Origin of the sequence: Kribbella sp. NPDC049174, from assembly GCF_043197365.1 — a bacterium.
Classification (GTDB): Bacteria; Actinomycetota; Actinomycetes; order Propionibacteriales; family Kribbellaceae; genus Kribbella.
Map to the genome: position 1 here is coordinate 1102155 of NZ_JBICSZ010000001.1, position 18813 is coordinate 1120967.

At 69.1% G+C, this 18813-nt stretch carries 16 protein-coding genes and 2 riboswitches; of the genes, 9 read left to right on the forward strand and 7 right to left on the reverse strand.

The window, feature by feature from the left end; genetic code table 11:
• The first annotated feature begins 4 nt into the window (after positions 1 to 4).
• Positions 5 to 2110 carry an excinuclease ABC subunit UvrB gene (gene uvrB / locus ACGFIF_RS05045; RefSeq protein WP_393151572.1) on the forward strand — a complete coding sequence of 702 codons (2106 nt, stop codon included), beginning with the start codon at positions 5 to 7 and terminating at the stop codon, positions 2108 to 2110.
• A 383-nt stretch (positions 2111 to 2493) separates the two neighbouring features.
• Here uvrB and ACGFIF_RS05050 read toward each other — a convergent pair whose 3' ends face one another.
• A complete protein-coding gene (locus ACGFIF_RS05050; RefSeq protein WP_393151574.1) occupies positions 2494 to 3423 on the reverse strand; it encodes a carbon-nitrogen hydrolase family protein in 930 nt (309 codons plus the stop codon).
• Between the two features lie 88 nt (positions 3424 to 3511).
• Between ACGFIF_RS05050 and ACGFIF_RS05055 the strand changes: the two genes are divergently transcribed.
• The 3 genes from ACGFIF_RS05055 to ACGFIF_RS05065 all read left to right on the forward strand — a co-directional run bounded on the left by ACGFIF_RS05055 (position 3512) and on the right by ACGFIF_RS05065 (position 5760).
• Positions 3512 to 3880: a VOC family protein gene (locus ACGFIF_RS05055; RefSeq protein WP_393151576.1), complete on the forward strand. Its 369-nt coding sequence runs from the start codon at positions 3512 to 3514 to the stop codon at positions 3878 to 3880.
• Between the two features lie 35 nt (positions 3881 to 3915).
• Positions 3916 to 4260 carry an MmcQ/YjbR family DNA-binding protein gene (locus ACGFIF_RS05060; protein WP_393151578.1) on the forward strand — a complete coding sequence of 115 codons (345 nt, stop codon included), beginning with the start codon at positions 3916 to 3918 and terminating at the stop codon, positions 4258 to 4260.
• Positions 4261 to 4611: 351 nt separating this feature from the next.
• A complete protein-coding gene (locus ACGFIF_RS05065; RefSeq protein WP_393151580.1) occupies positions 4612 to 5760 on the forward strand; it encodes a TerC family protein in 1149 nt (382 codons plus the stop codon).
• A 67-nt stretch (positions 5761 to 5827) separates the two neighbouring features.
• Here ACGFIF_RS05065 and ACGFIF_RS05070 read toward each other — a convergent pair whose 3' ends face one another.
• From ACGFIF_RS05070 to ACGFIF_RS05080, 3 genes are read right to left on the reverse strand one after another with little or no spacing between them, the layout of a single operon-like run.
• On the reverse strand, positions 5828 to 6688 hold the full coding sequence (locus ACGFIF_RS05070; RefSeq protein WP_393151582.1) for a C40 family peptidase: 861 nt from the start codon (positions 6686 to 6688) through the stop codon (positions 5828 to 5830).
• Positions 6685 to 7746 (reverse strand): mandelate racemase/muconate lactonizing enzyme family protein, encoded by a 1062-nt coding sequence (locus ACGFIF_RS05075; RefSeq protein ID WP_393151584.1) that lies wholly within the window; start codon positions 7744 to 7746, stop codon positions 6685 to 6687. Before ACGFIF_RS05075 ends, ACGFIF_RS05070 begins: the two co-directional genes overlap by 4 nt.
• On the reverse strand, positions 7743 to 8546 hold the full coding sequence (locus ACGFIF_RS05080; protein ID WP_393151586.1) for a serine hydrolase: 804 nt from the start codon (positions 8544 to 8546) through the stop codon (positions 7743 to 7745). Before ACGFIF_RS05080 ends, ACGFIF_RS05075 begins: the two co-directional genes overlap by 4 nt.
• Positions 8547 to 8588: 42 nt before the next feature.
• Here ACGFIF_RS05080 and ACGFIF_RS05085 point away from each other — a divergent pair, with 42 nt between their 5' ends.
• Genes ACGFIF_RS05085 through ACGFIF_RS05095 form a run of 3 tightly spaced genes read left to right on the forward strand, consistent with a single transcriptional unit; the run spans position 8589 to position 11166 of the window.
• Positions 8589 to 9524, forward strand: coding sequence for a cobalamin biosynthesis protein (locus ACGFIF_RS05085; RefSeq protein ID WP_393151588.1), 936 nt, complete (start codon positions 8589 to 8591; stop codon positions 9522 to 9524).
• 2 nt (positions 9525 to 9526) lie between these two features.
• A complete protein-coding gene (locus ACGFIF_RS05090; protein WP_393151590.1) occupies positions 9527 to 10207 on the forward strand; it encodes a phosphoglycerate mutase family protein in 681 nt (226 codons plus the stop codon).
• Positions 10198 to 11166: a DUF3500 domain-containing protein gene (locus tag ACGFIF_RS05095; RefSeq protein WP_393151592.1), complete on the forward strand. Its 969-nt coding sequence runs from the start codon at positions 10198 to 10200 to the stop codon at positions 11164 to 11166. The genes ACGFIF_RS05090 and ACGFIF_RS05095 overlap by 10 nt, the downstream gene beginning before the upstream one ends.
• A 2-nt stretch (positions 11167 to 11168) precedes the next feature.
• Here ACGFIF_RS05095 and ACGFIF_RS05100 read toward each other — a convergent pair whose 3' ends face one another.
• Positions 11169 to 12443: a vanadium-dependent haloperoxidase gene (locus ACGFIF_RS05100; RefSeq protein WP_393151594.1), complete on the reverse strand. Its 1275-nt coding sequence runs from the start codon at positions 12441 to 12443 to the stop codon at positions 11169 to 11171.
• 190 nt (positions 12444 to 12633) lie between these two features.
• Positions 12634 to 12746, forward strand: a riboswitch (cobalamin riboswitch).
• Positions 12747 to 12780: 34 nt separating this feature from the next.
• On the opposite strand from ACGFIF_RS05100, the gene cobN reads away from it, so the two are divergent.
• Positions 12781 to 16491 (forward strand): cobaltochelatase subunit CobN, encoded by a 3711-nt coding sequence (cobN, locus tag ACGFIF_RS05105; protein WP_393151596.1) that lies wholly within the window; start codon positions 12781 to 12783, stop codon positions 16489 to 16491.
• Between the two features lie 12 nt (positions 16492 to 16503).
• Complete coding sequence (gene surE / locus ACGFIF_RS05110; protein WP_393151598.1) at positions 16504 to 17277, forward strand: 5'/3'-nucleotidase SurE; 774 nt, start codon at positions 16504 to 16506, stop codon at positions 17275 to 17277.
• Here the strand turns inward: surE and ACGFIF_RS05115 are convergent.
• Both ACGFIF_RS05115 and ACGFIF_RS05120 read right to left on the reverse strand, forming a co-directional pair.
• Positions 17268 to 17984 carry a 3-keto-5-aminohexanoate cleavage protein gene (locus ACGFIF_RS05115; RefSeq protein ID WP_393151600.1) on the reverse strand — a complete coding sequence of 239 codons (717 nt, stop codon included), beginning with the start codon at positions 17982 to 17984 and terminating at the stop codon, positions 17268 to 17270. The genes surE and ACGFIF_RS05115 overlap by 10 nt on opposite strands.
• Positions 17985 to 18004: 20 nt before the next feature.
• Positions 18005 to 18571 (reverse strand): GNAT family N-acetyltransferase, encoded by a 567-nt coding sequence (locus ACGFIF_RS05120; protein WP_393151602.1) that lies wholly within the window; start codon positions 18569 to 18571, stop codon positions 18005 to 18007.
• A gap of 155 nt (positions 18572 to 18726) precedes the next feature.
• Positions 18727 to 18804, forward strand: a riboswitch (cobalamin riboswitch).
• The last annotated feature ends 9 nt before the right edge of the window (positions 18805 to 18813 follow it).

The window sequence follows — 18813 nt, forward strand, 5'->3', positions numbered from 1 at the left end:
GGGCATGAGACAGGTCTCGGATCTTCAGCGTATGGTCGCGCCGCTCAAGGTCGTGTCCGACTTCGACCCGGCGGGCGACCAGCCGACCGCGATCGCGGACCTCGAGCGCCGGATCAACTCCGGCGAACAGGACGTCGTCCTGCTCGGCGCGACCGGTACCGGCAAGACGGCCACCATCGCCTGGCTGGCCGAGCGGATCCAGCGCCCGATGCTGATCCTGCAGCCGAACAAGACCCTCGCCGCCCAGTTCGCGAACGAGCTGCGGCACTTCTTCCCGGCCAACGCCGTCGAGTACTTCGTCTCGTACTACGACTACTACCAGCCGGAGGCGTACGTCCCGCAGACGGACACCTACATCGAGAAGGACTCCTCGATCAACGAGGAGGTCGAGCGGCTGCGGCACTCGGCGACCTGGTCGCTGCTGACCCGCCGCGACGTGATCGTGGTCGCGACCGTCTCCTGTATCTACGGCCTGGGTTCCGCGGACGAGTACCTGAACCGCATGATCCACGTGAAGGTCGGCACCGAGATGGACCGCGACGGCCTGCTCCGCAAGCTGGTCGGGGTGCAGTACGCGCGCAACGACCTGGCCGGCACCCGCGGCACGTTCCGGGTCCGCGGCGACACGCTCGAGGTCTTCCCGGTCTACCAGGAGCTCGCCGTCCGGGTGGAGTTCTTCGGCGACGAGATCGAGCGGGTGATGACGCTGCATCCGCTGACCGGTGAGGTGCTGAGCGAGGAGGACGAGGTCTACATCGGCGCCGCCACGCACTACGTGACCGCGCCGGAGCGGATGGAGCGCGCGATCACCTCGATCGAGGCGGAGCTGGCCGACCGGTTGGCCGAGCTGGAGCGCGGCGGTCAGTTGCTGGAGGCCCAGCGGCTGCGGATGCGGACGACGTACGACATCGAGATGATGCGCCAGATCGGCACCTGCTCGGGGATCGAGAACTACTCCCGGCACACCGACGGCCGCGAACCGGGGACGGCACCGCACTGCCTGCTGGACTACTTCCCCGAGGACTTCCTGCTCGTCATCGACGAGTCGCATGTCACCGTGCCGCAGATCGGCGGTATGTACGAGGGCGACATGTCCCGGAAGCGGACGCTGGTCGAGCACGGGTTCCGGCTGCCGTCGGCGATGGACAACCGGCCGCTGCGCTGGGAGGAGTTCCTGGAGCGGATCGGTCAGACCGTCTACCTGTCCGCGACGCCGGGGCAGTACGAGCAGGACAAGTCGGACGGGTTCGTCGAACAGATCATCCGGCCGACCGGTCTGGTCGACCCCGAGGTGATCGTGAAGCCGACGAAGGGGCAGATCGACGACCTGATCCACGAGATCCGGCTCCGGGTCGAGCGGGACGAGCGGGTCCTGGTCACCACGCTGACCAAGAAGATGTCCGAGGACCTGACCGACTACCTGCTCGAGATGGGCATCCGGACCAGGTACCTGCACAGCGAGGTGGACACGCTCCGCCGGGTCGAGCTGCTCCGCGAGCTCCGGATGGGCGAGTACGACGTGCTGGTCGGTATCAACCTGCTGCGTGAGGGTCTCGACCTGCCCGAGGTGTCGCTGGTAGCGATCCTGGACGCCGACAAGGAGGGCTTCCTGCGCTCCGGCCGGTCGCTGATCCAGACCATCGGCCGCGCCGCCCGGAACGTGTCCGGCCAGGTGTTCATGTACGCCGACAAGATCACCCCGTCGATGGAACAGGCGATCGACGAGACGAACCGGCGCCGGGCCAAGCAGAACGCGTACAACAAGGAAGCCGGGATCGACCCGCAGCCGCTGCGGAAGCGGATCGCCGACATCACCGACATGCTGGCCCGCGAGGACGCCGACACCGCCGAGCTGCTCGGCTCCGGCCGGAACCAGTCGCGCGGCAAGGCCCCGGTGCCGGGTGGCGGCAAGGCGAAGGCCGGCGAGAAGGCGAAGGAGCTGGCCGGCGGCCTGCCGTCGTCGGACCTGGCCGACCTGATCCAGCAGCTCACCGACCAGATGCACAACGCCGCGGCCGAGCTCCAGTTCGAGATCGCCGCCCGCTACCGCGACGAAATCTCCGAACTGAAGAAAGAACTCCGCCAAATGACCGCCGCCGGCGCCAAGTAGGCGCCAGCCCCGTCGGCGCCGGCTCCGGTCGAAGGCCACCCCTCGCGCCCGGCGTCCGCTGGTCAGGGGGTGGCTTCCGACGGTGGTCTTCGGTGTCTGGTCGACGGTGAGGGGGAAACGTCCGGCCGGACCTGTTCGGCTCTGCTGGCTGCCTGGTGCCGGACCAGGTGCGAGCGCGCGATGAGGAACGGAACGCGGTGGCCGACGCGCTCCGGCCGCAGGCCACCCCGTGCTCCGGCGGCAGCTCACCTCGCGCTCCGGCCGCGGCCGCGTGCTCCGGCCGCAGACCGCCCCGTGCTCCGGCCGGACGCCGTCCCGTGCTCTGGCCGGACGCCGTCCCGTGCTCTGGCCGGACGCCACGCCGCGCGCTCGGCGGCCGGTGGTTAGGGGTGGCGTACGACGGTGGGCTTTGGGGACTCGTTGACGGTGAGGGTGAACACGTCCGGTCGGGCGTAGTGGCCGGTTGCGTCGAAGTCGAACTTGGCGCGGTCCAGGTCGCCGAGGTCGAGTTCGGCGACCAGGACGCCCTCGCGACCGCGTAGCGGGCCGGCCAGGATCTCGCCGAGCGGGGAGATCACCGTGCTGCCGCCGTCGATGAGGACCGTCTCCGGCGCCTCGCCCTGGACCGGATGGACGTCGTCTGGCAGATCTGCCCGGGTGAGGTACTGGTTCGCGCTGATGACGAAGCACCGGCCTTCGAGCGCGACGTGCCGCATGGTCGCCTGCCACTGCTCCCGGTCGTCCACCGTCGGCGCGCACCAGATCTCCACACCCTTGGAATACATCGACTGCCGGAACAGCGGCATGTAGTTCTCCCAGCAGATCGCCGCCCCGAGCACGCCTACCTCGGTGCGCACCGCCGGCATCGTCGACCCATCGCCCTGCCCCCAGAGGAACCGCTCGGCCGCGGTCGGCATCAGCTTCCGATGCGTCGCCACCAGCCCACGCCGCGGATCGACGAAGATCGCGGTGCAATAGAGCGTCCCGCCGTCGCGTTCGATCACCCCGCCGACAATATGGACGTCGAGCTCAGCCGCGAGTTCCGCCAGCCGCGCGGTCTCCGGCCCGGGCAGCTCGACCGCGGCCTCGCGATACCGGCGGAACACATCACGCCCCTCCGCCGACCGCGCGCCGACGGTGATCCCGAAGTCGAGCCCCTTCGGATAGCCGCCCAGGAACGCCTCGGGCAGGACGACCAGCCGCGCACCGGCCCCCGCGGCCTCCCGCACATACCGCTCGGCCTTCACCAGCGTCGCGGGCGTGTCGAACAACGCGGACCCGGCCTGCACAGCAGCAACAACAACGGAAGTCATGCCCAGCAGCGTAGAACCGGTCCGGCAGGCGGTCTTTGTCGGCGCCGACAACTACTGTGCCTCCCAAACCCACAGGGGGAGGAAGCGCATGTTCGATCATCTGTCCGTGCAGTGTGACGACCTGGACGCGAGCCGGCGGTTCTACGAGCGGCTGCTCGGGCCGCTGGGGATCACGGTCAGCCTCGACTTCGGCGACGTACTCGGTCTGGCCGGGCCGGACGGTCTACCGAAGTTCTGGCTCGGGAAGACCACGACCGGGGGAGCGCAGCGGGAGATTCATATCGCCTTCAGTGCTCCGGATCGGGCGACCGTGGACACGATCCATGCCATTGCCCGAGAGTTGGAGGCCGAGGTCCTGCACGAGCCGCGCGAATGGCCGGAGTACCACCCCGGCTACTACGCCGTCTTCGTCCGCGACCCGGACGGCAACAACATCGAGGCAGTCACGCACGCCTGACCTGGGAGGACTGTCCGGGCGGAGAGGGGAGTGAGATGGCGCGACTGAGCGGCGCCGACGTACTGGAGCACTGTCTGGCCAAGCCTGGTGCGTGGCAGGACGAGCCGTGGGAGGGGGACGTGGTCGCGAAGGTGGGGGACAAGATCTTCGCGTTCCTCGGCGGCGACGGGGTCGGGCTCAAGTGCGGCGGCAACCGCGAGGAGGCCGACGAACTGGTCGACACCTACCCGGACGACGTCGGCAAGATGGCGTACATCGGTCGCTCGGGCTGGAACACCGTCCGCCTCGGCGGCGCGGTCCCCGACGACGAGATCCTGGAACTGATCGACTCGTCCTACGAGACGATCGTCGCCAAACTGCCGAAATCCAAGCGGCCGTGAGCAACTACGGTGCGTGAACGTGGCTCCGAACGCAGCGTATACAGTACGCCGTAGACATTCTGACCGGGTGTGACAGAGCCGCTGTTCGTGCACAACCGGTCACCGAACGGGGATATTCCCGTTGCGTGCCGTGATCATTCCGACAAGTGGATACGGCGCTCCGGATTTGGAGACTTGGACACCGACCGGTCAGAATAGGGGCGGAGAAGGGGAGTATTCCTTTCGCGGCGGTATCGTCATCACGGTCAGGGGTTCGTTTTCCTCGCCCGGTGCCGCCGGCCAGGCTCGACCAACGAGTCAGGCGGAAGAGACCTTCGGAGTCCTGTTCCGTCTGCGCTCCGGAGGTTTCCTGTGCATGTTGCTGACTACGTCTGGTACATCACTGTCGGCGTGCTGCTCGCGCTGCTCGCGTTCGATGTCTTCATCATCGGACGGCGCCCGCACGAACCGACGACCCGGGAGTCGGCGATCGCGATCGCGTTCTACGTCGGTCTGGCGGTCCTCTTCGGCCTCGGGGTGTGGGTGTTCTCCGGCGGCAACTACGCGGGGGAGTTCTTCGCCGGCTGGCTCACCGAGTACAGCCTGAGCGTCGACAACCTGTTCATCTTCCTGATCATCATGTCCAGGTTCGGCGTGCCCAGGAAGTATCAGCAGACCGCGTTGCTGGTCGGCATCATCCTGGCGCTGGTCTTCCGCGGCGTCTTCATCGCCGTCGGCGCGGCCGCGATCAACCAGTTCTCCTGGATCTTCTACCTGTTCGGCGCGTTCCTGCTCTACACCGCGGTCCACCTGGCCATGCAGGGTGAGAACGACGACGAGGACTTCAAGGAGAACGCGGTCATCCGGTTTGCCAAGAAGCGCCTGAACGCGACCGACGAGTACAACGGCGTCAAGCTGACCGTCATCAAGAACGGCAAGCGGCTCGTCACCCCGATGGCGATCGTGATCGTCGCCCTCGGCACCACCGACCTGCTGTTCGCGCTCGACTCGATCCCGGCGATCTACGGCCTGACCCAGGAGCCGTTCCTGGTCTTCACCGCGAACGTGTTCGCCCTGATGGGTCTGCGCCAGCTGTACTTCCTGCTCGGTGACCTGCTGAAGCGGCTGGTGTACCTGTCGATCGGCCTGTCCGTCGTGCTCGCCTTCATCGGCGTAAAGCTGGTCCTGCACGCGATGCACGAGAACGAACTGCCGTTCATCAACGGTGGTCACCACATCGAGTGGGCCCCGGAGATCCCGATCTGGTTCTCGCTGGGCTTCATCATCGTCACGCTCGGCATCACCACCATCGCCAGCCTGCGCGTGTCCGGCCACCGGTCGGAGGACCTGCAGCACTCGGCCGGCGGCGGCGAGCTGGACGAGGCGACCCCGGTCGCCGACGGCCCGGGCCGTCCGACCGACAGCCTGAACGGCAAGTCGGACACCGATCTCGACGACAAGACCAAGGCCGAGCTCGAGGCGCTGCGCGCTCCGGAAGAGACGGACGCCAAGAAAAGCTGAGGACCCCTGAACACCAAGTCGCCCCGGACCGCGAGGTCCGGGGCGACTTGCGTGTGATGGCCGCGGGTCAGAGTCGGGCGGCGGCGACCAAGGTGGCGCGGCGGTCGTCGGAGACTGGTTCGTTCTCCAGGCGTTTGCCGGTTTCGGAGGCGTGCAGCATGCCTTCGGGGGAGACGAAGCCGACGTGATGGACCGTCTTGCCGGGCCGGGCGAAGAAGTACAAGTCACCAGGCTGTGCTTCGTCGATGGCGATGTTCTCCAGCGTGTCCGCCTGATCGTGTGCGTCGCGCGGCGTACGCAGACCCAGCACCCGGCTGACGGTGTGCACGAGACCCGAGCAGTCGAGGCCGTACGCCGCGGTGCCACCCCACAGGTACTCGAGCCCGAGGAACTGCGCTCCCAGCCGCAGCCGGTCCTCCGCCGTGCCCGGCCCGGTCCGCAGTACGTCGTCCGCCAGCCAGCCCGACCCACCATCCGGCGTGGCCACCCGCGTGTACCCGTCCGCGTGCTCGATCGACGCCAGCACCGTGGCGAACGACAACTCGGCGAACGCGCCAGCGCCCGGCTCGGCGAACAGCTGCGCAGTCGGTACGGCGACGGCGACCGGATCGGACGCGGCCCCGGGCAGCTCACCCAGGTGGCTCGACGGCACCCAGCCCGGGTACCCGAGCTCATCCTGCGACGACGGCTGCCACGGCGCGACGATCTCCGACCACCCGTCCCGCTCCGACCGCACCAGCACGGGCTCGGCGAACAGCAGCTGGGTCAGGGTCCGGTCGTGCAGACCGAGGCGCGTCTCGGTGTCCATCGACTTGGCCCACGCGGCCACGTCAGGCTGGGCGGCGATCGCGGGAGCGTCGATGTCCCGGGGTGCGTCCGGTGAGGTCCACACCGTGCTCACCGGGACTTTGGCGGCGACTAATTTCATACGGTCAAGCCTGTCACGCCGAGGTCAGGAGTCGAAGGCAGGTGGATCCGCGCGCCGTCATAGGCGATCCCACCGATCACCGGCGACTCGCGAAGCCACCAGGCCGCGTCCAGATCGTTGACCGCCGAGGTCGGGTACGCCGACACCAGTGCGGCGGCCGCTCCGACGCCGATCGGGCCTTCCATCATCGACCCGACGATCGACCCGATCCCGTGCTCCCGGGCCAGTTCCAGCAGCGTCCGGGCCGGTCCGAGCCCGCCGCACTTGGCCAGCTTCACGTTCACCAGGTCCGCGGCACCGTGGCGGATCACCGCCACCAGGTCCCGTACGCCGTACACGGACTCGTCGGCGAGGATCGGCGTACTGACCCGATCGGTCACCCACGCCATCCCTTCGAGATCGGCCGCGGCGACGGGCTGCTCGACCAGTTCGAGGTCGCAGTCCTCCAGCGCACGGATCGCGGTGACGGCACCGCGGCGCGTCCAGCCCTGATTCGCGTCGAGACGCAGACGAGGTCCCGGCCCGATCTCTGAACGGATCCGCCGGACCCGCGCGACATCGGCGGCCGCGTCACCGGTGCCGACCTTCACCTTCAGTACGTCGAACCCGTCCGCGACCCGATCACGCGCGGCGGCGGCCAACGCGTCCGCGTCACCGGCGGCCAGCGTCACGTCGGTCGCCACGGTGTCGACCGTCGAGCCGAGGAATCCGTGCAGCGTCTGCCCGCGTCGCCGGGCGGCGAGATCGTGCAGCGCGACGTCGACCGCGCCCTTCGCGCCGAAGTTGCCGACGGCAGCGTTCTGCACCCGGCGCAGCGCCTCGGTCAGGTCGTCCGGTCCGAGTCCGTCCAGCGCGGCCGCGATCGGTCCTTCGACACAGGCCTGTGCACCCGCGAGCGATTCCCCGGTGACCTTCCAGACCTGTGGTGCCTCGCCCCACCCGCTGACCGAGTCGTCGCTGATCTCGACCAGCAGCGAATCGGCGTGCGTCGCCGTCCGCAGGGCTGTCACGAACGGCGTGTGCAGCGGTGCCGACACCAAGTGGGTGGAGATCTTCATCGAACCGCCCCCAGGTCGTGCCGGTGGTTCCAGGCTTCCAGGGCGATCGAAGCGATCAGCTTCTGCGCGTCCGCGTCGGCCAGGTCGGACGTCGTACACACGACCAGCACGAACGGGTCCGCGTCGGGCGGGCGGACGATGCCGCCGTCGTGCCGGATCCGGGTGTCCCAGCCGTTCTTGTGCTCGACCCGGGTACCGGCCGGCAGCAGCGCGGGGATCTCGCCGTTCCACTGGTTGCCGGCCAGCAGGTCGCGCAGATACTCACCCGAGGATCCGTTCTGATTGCCCACCGCAACCAGTACGCCGGCCAGCCCGGCCGGGCTCATCTCGTTGCTGATCCCGGCCCGTTTCGCCCCGACGTCGTCGATCCCGCGCCGGACCGCGCTCGGTCCGGGCCCGAGCTCGGCGTGGGCCGCGTCGACACCGACCTGCTCCAGCACCAGGTTGGTCGCCAGGTTGCTGGACACGGTGATCATCTCGGTCGCCAGCCAGCCCAGCGGTACCTGCGTGCCCAGCTTCGTCCAGGTCGTCGGTGAATCGTCGTGGTCCGCACTCACGCCGAACCGCCCACCGGCCGCGGACTCGAAGTCGTTGTGCACGGTCACCGGCTGGTCGAGCACCAGCTCACCCGCCTCGACCTTGCGCATCATCGCCATCGCCACCGGCAGCTTCATCGTGCTGGCGGAGTAATGCGTCCGCTCCGCCTGATGCTCGAACACCGGTACGCCGTCCAGCCGGCCCAGCCACACCCCGAACTCGCCGCTCCCGTCGACCTCCCGGAGCAACCCCGCGATTCCCATGCCGCTCACCCTTCCATATCGCCGCCTGGCAGACTGCCGAGGGTGTCCAGAGCGTTCGGTCTGATCCTCGGGTTCGCCGCCGACCGTGTCCTCGGCGATCCGCGCCGGTACCACCCGGTGGCAGGCTTCGGCCAGGTCGCGTCCCGCCTGGAGTCCCGCTGGTACGACGACTCGCGCGTGGCCGGTACGGCGTACGCCGGCGTCCTCGTCGGTACGGCGACCGCCGCCGGAGCCATCGCGGAACGGCTGACCAGGAACCGCCCGATCCTGCACACCCTGGTCACCGCCGCCGCGACCTGGACCGTGCTCGGTGCCCGCAGCCTGGACCGCGAGGCCGAGGTGATGGCCGGCCTGCTCGAGGAGAAGGACATCCCGGCGGCCCGCGATCGCCTCAGCCACCTGTGCGCGCGGGACGCGACCAACCTCGAAGCTGACGAACTGGCCCGGGCGACCGTGGAGTCGCTGGCCGAGAACACCTCGGATGCCTGTGTGGCGCCGCTGCTCTGGGGCGGCGTGCTCGGTGTACCCGGGCTGCTCGGCTACCGCGCTGCCAACACTCTGGACGCGATGGTCGGCTACAAGTCGGCGAAGTACCTCAACTTCGGATGGGCCGCTGCCCGGCTGGACGACGTACTCAATCTGCTGCCTGCTCGGGCCTGCGCGCTGCTGACCGGACTCTCGGCGGGGCGGCCACAACAGGCGGTCAGGGTGTGGCGACGGGACGCGTCCAAGCACCCCAGTCCTAACGCCGGTCCGGTCGAGGCCGCGTTCGCCGGTGCGCTCGACCTGCAGCTCGGTGGGCGGAACAGCTACGGCGACTATCAGGAGGACCGTGGCACGCTGGGCGATGGACCCACGCCGACGGTCGCGGACGTCCGCCGTACCGCTGCGCTCGCGCGGCGCGTCGGCGTCGCCGCGGCCGGCGTCGCGGCGATCCTGGCACTGGCGGCGCGATCGGGTGGGCGATGGAAGGGGTGACGATGGGTCTGAGCGGGCGACCGCTGCGGATCGCGCTGATCCGGCACGCCGAGTCCGAGGCGAACCTGGACAAGACCATCTTCGAACGCGTCCCCGACCACGCCATCCCGCTCACCCAGCACGGTCACGAGCAGGCGGCCGAGGCGGGTAAGCGGCTGCGGGAGCTGTTCGACAACGAACCGGTCCGCGTCTATGTCTCGCCGTACCTCAGAGCCTGTCAGACCCTCGACTCACTCGGGCTGGACGACCTGATCGGTCTCGCCCGCGAGGAGCCGCGGCTGCGGGAACAGGACTGGGCCAACTTCCAGGACACCGCGGACATCGAGCGGCAGCAGCAGCTGCGTGACTCGTTCGGGCACTTCTTCTACCGGTTCACCCACGGCGAGTCCGGCTCCGATGTGTACGACCGGGTCTCCACGTTCCTGGAGACGCTGCACCGCGACTTCGAGACACCCGACGCGCCGCGCAACGTGCTGCTGGTGTCGCACGGGCTGACCATGCGCCTGTTCTGCATGCGCTGGTTCCACTGGTCGGTCCGGTTCTTCGAGTCGCTGCAGAACCCGGAGAACGCCGAAACACGCGTCCTGCTGCGGCAGCCGGATTTCCGGTACAAGCTGGATCGGCCGTTCGAGCAGTGGACACCTTACGAACCGACGGAACGGGAGCGATCGGCATGGTTGTAGAGCAGACCCGGGACGCGGTACTCGACCTCTTGGCGAGTCTCACGCCCGCCCAACTGGACAAGATCAAGGCGGCGTTCGACACGCCCGATCACCAGGAGTGGACCTACCTGCCGGGGGACCGGCCGGGGTTGCCGCTGGCGGAGCTGACGCCGGCCCAGCAGCAGCTCGCCGAGCGGCTGGTCGAGATCGGTTGCAGCGAACGCGGCGCGGCCGACTCGAAGGCCGTGCTGGAGTCGGAGGTCATCCTGCGCGGAATCCCCGAGCTGCCGCCGACGGGGGAGTGGGAAGGGTCCGTGCTCGGCGGGCGGTACTTCCTCCGCGTGCTCGGTGATCCGGCCGGGACGGAGCCGTGGGCCTGGCGCCTGAACGGGCACCACCTGGCGCTGCACGTGACACTGGTCGACGGCGCGATCGCGTTCACACCGCAGTTCCTCGGGGCGAACCCGGCCGAGGTGAGGTCCGGACCGCAGACCGGCCGGCGCTTTCTCGCCGACGAGCAGGACCTCGGCTTCCGGCTCCTGCACGCCCTCGAGCCCGGCCAGCGCGCGATCGCCGTCGTCTCCGACGAGGCACCCGACGACATCCTCACCCGGCACGACCCGGTCGCCGACGCGTCCCTACTCCACCAAGGCCTCGCGTACGGCGACATGGACGCGGAGCAACGCCAGCTGCTGAGCCTCCTGATCGGCCAGTACGTCGGACGCGCCGCCGGTCCGATCGGGTTGCAGACGTGGCAGGACATCACCGATCACGGCATCGAACGGCTCACCTTCGCCTGGGCCGGCGCCACCGAACCCGGCGTCGGCCACCGTCATTACTATTCGATCGCCGGCCCCACCTTCCTGGCCGAGTACGACAACACCCAGGACAACGCCAACCACATCCACTCCGTCTGGCGAGACCTCCGCAACGACTGGGGCACCGACCTCCTGGCGGCGCACTACGCGATGCACAGCTGACGTCAGCGTTTCGGCAGGAACTCGTGGGTCGCGGTCCAGGTGGCGACCCGGTGACCGAGCCGGTTCCCGTCGTCCATCGCCTGCCGGAAGTGCAGACCCAGCCAGATCCGGGCGTTCTTGGTCTCGGTGTCCAGTGCGGCGGTGGTGCGGAAGTGGCGCGTCGTACCCGTCACTGTCGAGGAGATGTCGAGATTGACCGACCGTGGTCCGAACAGGCGGCCGAAGATCTCAGCGGAGGCGCCGGTGCCGCAGGCATGTCCGCTGACGTAGTCCGGGTATGCCGGTGTCGGGACGAGCGATGACCAGGTCGGATCGGGCTTGGTCGCGCGGTTGCCGTCGGTGTCGGCCAGCCGGATCGCCGTGATCGGTCGCCAGTAGGCTTCGTCGTACTTGAACCGCCAGCACGCGACCAGCGCATCGCCGAGGCTGGTGCTGAGGAGCGCGAAGGCTCGTGCACTCTTCACGATGTCGTACCCGCGCTGGGTGACTTCGTCGCGCAGCGCGGTCTGGTACTGCGTGACCGCGTTCGCGTTCCAGAACAACGCGGTCTCGGTCTGCGCGGGTGTGCGGGTCGAGCCGACGAGCGCACCATTCGCCTTCACCTCGGCGAAGTCGCGGGCGTACGCCTTCGAGGTGATCGGGTCAGGACCGGGCAACCGCACCTGTGTGGGCGACTTGAGTGCGAGCGGGCGGACGAACCCCAGCCAAGGCACGACCATCGGCGCGAACGCCTCCGGAGTCGGACGCCACACGCCAGGTGCCGGTGTGACATCGAGGGTGATGGCCGCGTTGCGTCCGTCATTGACTCGCGCTGCGATCAGCGACGCTGCGGCGGCGTTGCCGACCTGCTGTCCACGAGCCTTCGCCCTGCCGTCGGGGATGTCGTCGAGCGATGCGGCGTAGTCAGTCGCGAGGTTCTGGGCCGAGGCAGGGAAGTAGTACCTGAGCACGCGGTACGCCGCGGTGGCCGCAGCGGCCTCTGTCGACGCCTTCGACCGGACCTTCGGTTGCTTGAGGTACGGCTGGTACCGGCCCTCGATCGCGACCACCGCGTCGTACACGGCGATGGAAACGAAGCCGAAGTACAGGCCGGAGGATGGGATCGGCGTGGCGTTCTCGGTGAAGATGGTCCGCACGGCGATCGAGTTCCAGGTGGTGATCACGGCGGGATCGGAGTGTCTGACGCTGGTCGCCACACTGGGCGGAACGGCGACGGCGGACGTGGCGAGTCCGGCGACGGCGACCGCGGTCGCGAGTGCCGGGAAGTGGAAGCGCACGAGAATCTCCTTCAGTGGAAGTCGAACGACTTGTGCTGAAGCAGCGTTGTGCGCGATGCCGGAGGGCGTCAGCCGAACAAGCCCTGTCATTCCGGCCTAGCACTGTGGGGTGAGCGGGTCAAGGACTCGTCCGGTTCGGTCGGCATTCAAGCGTTGGTCAGAACTGGCTCGCCCGGACGGGTCGGCTAGAGTCAGCACGTCATCCGACGGCATCAACAGGAACCCGGTGTGAGTCCGGGACGGTCCCGCCACTGTGACCACCTCGTGTGGGAGTCAGGAACTGCCGCCGTCGACCTCCGGACGGGGCGTGGACACCCCGAGGAAGGACCGGTCTCGCATGCCTGCGAACCTCCTGCTGCTCTCCACTGCCGACACCGACCTGCTCGCCGCCGCCGAGGCGGAGGCCGGCTGGAAGGTCGCGAACCCCGCCCGGCTCACCCTCGACGAGCTCACTCCGCTGCTCGAGGCCGCCGAGATCGTGGTGGTCCGTCTGCTCGGCGGCCGCCGGGCCTGGGAGGAAGGGCTCGACGCGGTCATCGCATCCGGCAGGCCGGCCGTGGTGGTCAGCGGCGAGGCCGCACCCGACGCCGAACTCATGTCGCTCTCGACCGTGCCCGCCGGCGCCGTGACCGAGGCTCTCGCCTACCTCCGCGAGGGTGGCTCGGAGAATCTGCGCAACCTGGCCGGCTTTCTCCGCGACACACTTCTGCTGACCGGTGACGAATTCGATCCGCCTCGCGCGCTACCGGCGTACGGGGTGCGGGGGACGTTCGTCGAGGACGAGCGGCCGGTGGTCGGCATCGTCTATTACCGCGCGCACGAGATCTCCGGGAACACCGCCTTCGTCGACACGCTCGCGGCGGCCGTGGAGGCCGCGGGTGCGCAGCCGCTGGCTGTGTACTGCGGGACGCTGCGCGGGCTGGATCCGATGTCGGCCGAGAACGCCGGGCTCTTCGAGTTGCTGCGGAAGTGCGACGTACTGGTCACCACCTTGCTCGCCGCCGGCGGCTCCGTCGCGGCCGACGCGAGCGCGGGTGGTTCGGACGACGCATGGGACGCGGGTGCGCTCGCCTCACTCGACATTCCGTTGATCCAGGGCCTCGCGCTGACCTCGACGCGCGAGCAGTGGCTGGCCAGCGACGCGGCGGTCAGCCCGCTGGACGCGGCGACCCAGGTCGCGATCCCCGAGTTCGACGGGCGACTGATCACGATCCCGTTCTCCTTCAAGGCGTACGACGAGGACGGCCTGGCCCGCTATGCGCCGGACCCGGAGCGCTGCGATCGGCTCGCCGGGATCGCGGTCGCGCACGCCCGGCTCCGGCACGTCCCCGCGTCCGAGAAGCGGCTCGCCCTGGCGCTGTCGTCGTACCCGACCAAGCACGCGCGGATCGGGAACGCGGTCGGTCTGGACACACCGGCGTCGGCCGTCGTCCTGCTCGGCCAGCTCCAGGACGCCGGCTACGACCTCGGCGATCTCGACCTGGACGAGCTCCAGGGGCCCGACGGTGCGGACGGGCTGATCCACCGCCTGATCGCCGCCGGTGGTCACGATGTGGACTGGCTGACCGACGAGCAGCTGGCCACCGCGGTCGCGAAGATCCCGCTGTCTGTTTATGCCCAGTGGTTCGGCGGGGTCCCCGAATCGTTGCGGGAGGCAATGACCGGGGCGTGGGGTGCGGCGCCGGGTTCGCTGTACGTCGACACGTCCGGTGACGAGCCCGCGATCGCGCTGGCGGCGTTGCGGTTCGGGAACGTCGTCCTGATGATCCAGCCGCCGCGTGGTTTCGGCGAGAACCCGGTGGCGATCTACCACGACCCGGACATGGCGCCGTCGCATCACTACCTGGCGGCCTACCGCTGGCTCGAGGCATCGGCCGACGAGGGTGGCTTCGGTGCGCACGCCGTCGTCCATCTGGGCAAGCACGGGACGCTGGAATGGCTGCCGGGCAAGGGCATCGGGATGGCGGCCGACTGTGCGCCGGACGCCGTACTCGGGAACCTGCCGATGGTCTACCCGTTCATCGTCAACGACCCCGGTGAGGGGACGCAGGCGAAGCGGCGGGCACACGCGACCGTCGTCGACCACCTGGTGCCGCCGATGGCGCGGGCCGAGACGTACGGCGACATGGCGAAGCTGGAGTATCTGCTCGACGAGTACGCGACCGTGCAGGCGCTGGACCCGGACAAGGTGCCGACCCTGCGGGCCCAGATCTGGACGCTGATCCAGGCGGCGCAGCTGCATCACGATCTCCACACCTCGGAGAAGCCTGACGACGAGGAGTTCGACGAGTTCGTCCTGCACCTCGACGGGTACCTGTGCGAGATCAAGGACGTGCAGATCCGCGACGGCCTGCATGTGCTCGGCGGTGCGCCGGCCGGCGAGGCGCGGATCAACCTGGTACTCGCCATCCTCCGTGCCCGGCAGCTGTGGGGTGGCTCTTACTCGATCCCCGGACTGCGTACGGCGCTCGGCGAGAGCTTCGGCGTGGACGAATCTTCGTTGCTCGCTGAGCCGGGCCGCGCTGTTCCGGAGCTCGCCGACCTGGCGACGCTGGCCGACCTCCCCGCGGTGACGGGCGCGGACGGGGTCGACCTGTTGGAGGCAGTCGCGCGGAAGCTCGTCGTCGGGATGGAGACGCTGAGCTGGGACGCCGCGAAGGTCCCGGTGGTCCTGGCCGAGGTGCTCGGCCGCTCGTCGGCCGGGGTCGAGGCCTCGCTGACCTTCGCCGCAACCGAGGTTGTGCCGCGGCTGGCTCGTACCGGGGACGAACTGGCCAACGTACTGCGGGCCTTGGACGGCCGCTTCGTCGAGGCCGGTCCGTCGGGGTCGCCGACCCGCGGCCTGGTCAACGTGCTGCCGACCGGCCGCAACTTCTACGCCGTCGACCCGAAGGCGATCCCGAGCCGCAACGCCTGGGACGTCGGCGTCGCGCTGGCCGACTCGCTGCTGGCGCGGCACAAGGCCGAGACAGGGGAGTGGCCGCGGTCCGTCGGCCTGACGGTCTGGGGTACGTCGGCGATGCGTACCCAGGGCGACGACCTCGCCGAGGTGCTGTGGCTGCTCGGCTGCCGCCCGGTCTGGGACGACGCGTCACGCCGGGTCACCGGGTTCGAGGTGGTCCCGGTCGACGAGCTCGGCCGGCCGCGGGTCGACGTGACGATCCGGATCTCGGGCTTCTTCCGGGACGCCTTCCCGCATGTCGTCGCCCTGCTGGACGAGGCCGTGCGCACGGTGGCCGCGCTGGACGAGTCCGCCGAGGACAACTACCTGCGCGCACACGTCGACGCTGACGTTGCTGCGGGCAATGATCTGAGAGCGTCCACCGCGCGTGTCTTCGGCTCCAAGCCCGGCTCGTACGGCGCCGGCCTGCTGCCGCTGGTGGACGCGCGGAACTGGCGGACCGACGCCGAGCTGGCCGAGGTGTACGCCGTCTGGGGCGGGTACGCGTACGGCAAGGGTCTCGACGGTGCCGAGGCGCGCGGGTCGATGGAGCGCGCGTACGCCCGGATCCAGGTGGCGGCGAAGAACGCGGACACCCGTGAGCACGACATCATGGACTCCGACGACTACTTCCAGTACCACGGCGGCATGATCGCGATGGTCCGGCACCTGACCGGTGCGAACCCGAAGGCGTACGTCGGGGACTCCGCCGTACCCGCGCAGGTCAGGACGCGGACGCTGGAGGAGGAGACCAAGCGGGTCTTCCGGGCCCGGGTGGTGAACCCGCGGTGGATGGCGGCGATGCGGCGGCACGGGTACAAGGGCGCGTTCGAGATGGCCGCGACGGTGGACTATCTCTTCGGGTACGACGCGACCGCGGGCGTGGTCGACGACTGGATGTACGAGACGCTGACCACGTCGTACGTCGCCGATGAGGAGATGGCCGAGTTCTTCCGCAAGTCCAACCCGTGGGCACGGCACGGGATCGCCGAACGCCTGCTCGAGGCGGCCCAGCGCGGTCTGTGGGCGGAGCCTTCGGCCGAGGCACTCGAGACACTCCGCACCGCAGTCCTTGAGACGGAAGGTGACATCGAAGATCGCGGCTGATTGGGTAGAGGTATGGCGCCCGAGAAGCTGAGAGTCCTGATCACCAACGACGACGGTTACCAGGCTCCGGGGATCCGGGCGCTCGCCCCCGCGATCGTCGAGCTCGGGTACGACGTCCTGGTGGTGGCCCCGCTGGACGACCAGAGCGGCGTCGGCTCGGCCCGGGCCGGGATGGTCGGGCGGCCGATCCGGACTCTGTCGGAGGACGAGGGTGGTATCACCTACCACGGCATCGACGGTACGCCGGCGCTCGCGGTGACCCTGGCGTCTGTCGGGGCGTTCGGAGCGGCGCCGGACCTGGTCGTGTCCGGGATCAACCGGGGCCACAACATCGGCGTACCGATCTTCCACTCCGGCACCGTGGCCGCCGCCCTGACCGCAGCCGGCCAGGGGCTGTCGGCGGTTGCCATCAGCATCGACTCGGAGGACCCCGCTCACTGGGCGACCGCGGGTGCGGTCGCCGCCGAAGCACTGACCTGGATCGTGCCGGAGCCGGCCGGGACTGTGCTGACCATCAACGTGCCGGACCGTCCGCTCGACCAGTTGGCCGGCGCACGGCATGCCTCGCTGGCCCCGATCAAGCGGTCCCGGATCACCGGCGCGACCGCCCCGACCGGCGAGCCGATGATCGAGCTCGAGCCACCCGCGGCCAACCCGGTCGCAGGCTCCGACGAAGCCCTCCTGGCCGCCGGTTTCGTCACCGTCACCCCGATCATCGGCATCCGCGAGGTCAAGGACGACGCGGCCGCAACCGCCCTCACCAAACGCCTCTCCAGCTACCGGTGAAGCTGTTCGTCTGACAAGTAGCCGAGTAGGTCCGCGTTGCCACGGACCTGCTCGCCGTCGGGGCCGCTGAGCATGTCCTCGAGGCCGACGCGTACGTCGTACCCCTGGGTCATCGCCCAACGCAGTACCGGCCAGGCCCACTCGTTCTCGCCGTGCACGAGTACGTCGGTGGTCGGGAGTACGGCGAGAGTGGCCTGAGCCGCCTCGACTCCGTCCTGACCTGGTGAGATGCCGGGGATCGCCTCGACCAGCACCCGGGTGAACGGACCGCCCCAGGCGACGTAGTCCTCCGCCGCGGCCGGCGTGAACAACCCGGCCTCGATCTCGATCCCTCGCTCGATCAGCAGGTCGGCGATCTGCTCGGCGCCCACCTCGTGAAAGTTCACACTCGCGAAGTCGGGCCCACGATCCCACTCGGCCAGCAGCGCCAAGCGCTCCCAGAGGTCCGGAACGATCTCCTGCCGGGTCGACACCCCGATCGGTACGCCGGGGCACCGAGCCCGCACAGCCTCGACCGCGACCCGGACATCGGACCAGCCCAAACTCTCCTTCTCATCGGCTCCGCGCGGATGCAGATGAATCGCCTGGGCCCCCGCCTGAACCGCCGCCTCCGCCTCCCGAGCCAACTCCGCCGGCGTAATCGGCACCCCGGGATGATCACCCCGCCCCCGATCCCCGTTCAAACACACCTTCACCATCCGCGCCATCTTCCAAAGCTAACGGCGGATCACCACAGTTTGTCGACGTCGCCCGGGTAGAGCTCGATGCGAGCGTGCTGGAACGACGCCTCCGCCTGCCGACCCGCCTCGGTGAAGAAGTCCCCCATAGTGACCTTGTCGAAGCCGGGTTGATCGCTGGGGAAAGGATCATCCCGGCTTCCCCCGACGAGCACCGCCCCAGGCAGAACCTGCCAGCCCGCACTCTCATAGAACCCTTGGAGCGGACGGTCACAGGTGAACAGCCCGAAGTCGAGCTGATGATCGATCATCAACTCCCGGGCCGCCCGCACCAGGCTCCGTCCATACCCCCGCCCCCGCCTCTCGCTGCGCGTCACCACCGTGCTCAACCCACCCGCGGCAAACCGCCGGCCACCATGAACGATGTCCTTGAACAGCACATCCAACGCAGCCACCACAACACCACCATCAACCCCAACCACCGACAGTGGCCGCAGCAACGGATCATGCGTGAGCCCTACACCCCCGACGGACGGCCACGCCTCCCGCTGCAACTCCAACACCTGAACACGCAGCCCACCCGGAGTGGCTGCCTCGGGAAACGACAGGATCTGCACATCCCGACTCTGCCGCCCCACTCCAGCACCGACAACTTAGGCACGCACACCGCCGACCCTGAGCGGCTGCGGCTCACCTCAGCCTCGCCGTGGTGTGAACCTCGTCGCTGAAGGGGTGGGTGGGGTGTGCCATGATCGGGCGGACGGTTGTGGAGGAACACCGGTGACCGGCTGCGGCCGGGAGTCCGGGGCGGTCCCGCCACTGTGACCGGGGAGACCCGGGAGCCAGGACATCCGCGTCC

Coding starts and splice junctions, on each gene's coding strand:
- ACGFIF_RS05070 (WP_393151582.1), bottom strand. CDS start 6,688: ATGAAATTAGTCGCCGCCAAAGTCCCGGTGAGCACGGTGTGGACCTCA.
- ACGFIF_RS05060 (WP_393151578.1), top strand. CDS start 3,916: ATGGCGCGACTGAGCGGCGCCGACGTACTGGAGCACTGTCTGGCCAAG.
- ACGFIF_RS05075 (WP_393151584.1), bottom strand. CDS start 7,746: ATGAAGATCTCCACCCACTTGGTGTCGGCACCGCTGCACACGCCGTTC.
- uvrB (WP_393151572.1), top strand. CDS start 5: ATGAGACAGGTCTCGGATCTTCAGCGTATGGTCGCGCCGCTCAAGGTC.
- ACGFIF_RS05115 (WP_393151600.1), bottom strand. CDS start 17,984: ATGGCGCGGATGGTGAAGGTGTGTTTGAACGGGGATCGGGGGCGGGGT.
- cobN (WP_393151596.1), top strand. CDS start 12,781: ATGCCTGCGAACCTCCTGCTGCTCTCCACTGCCGACACCGACCTGCTC.
- ACGFIF_RS05080 (WP_393151586.1), bottom strand. CDS start 8,546: ATGGGAATCGCGGGGTTGCTCCGGGAGGTCGACGGGAGCGGCGAGTTC.
- ACGFIF_RS05050 (WP_393151574.1), bottom strand. CDS start 3,423: ATGACTTCCGTTGTTGTTGCTGCTGTGCAGGCCGGGTCCGCGTTGTTC.
- ACGFIF_RS05055 (WP_393151576.1), top strand. CDS start 3,512: ATGTTCGATCATCTGTCCGTGCAGTGTGACGACCTGGACGCGAGCCGG.
- ACGFIF_RS05090 (WP_393151590.1), top strand. CDS start 9,527: ATGGGTCTGAGCGGGCGACCGCTGCGGATCGCGCTGATCCGGCACGCC.
- ACGFIF_RS05095 (WP_393151592.1), top strand. CDS start 10,198: ATGGTTGTAGAGCAGACCCGGGACGCGGTACTCGACCTCTTGGCGAGT.
- surE (WP_393151598.1), top strand. CDS start 16,504: ATGGCGCCCGAGAAGCTGAGAGTCCTGATCACCAACGACGACGGTTAC.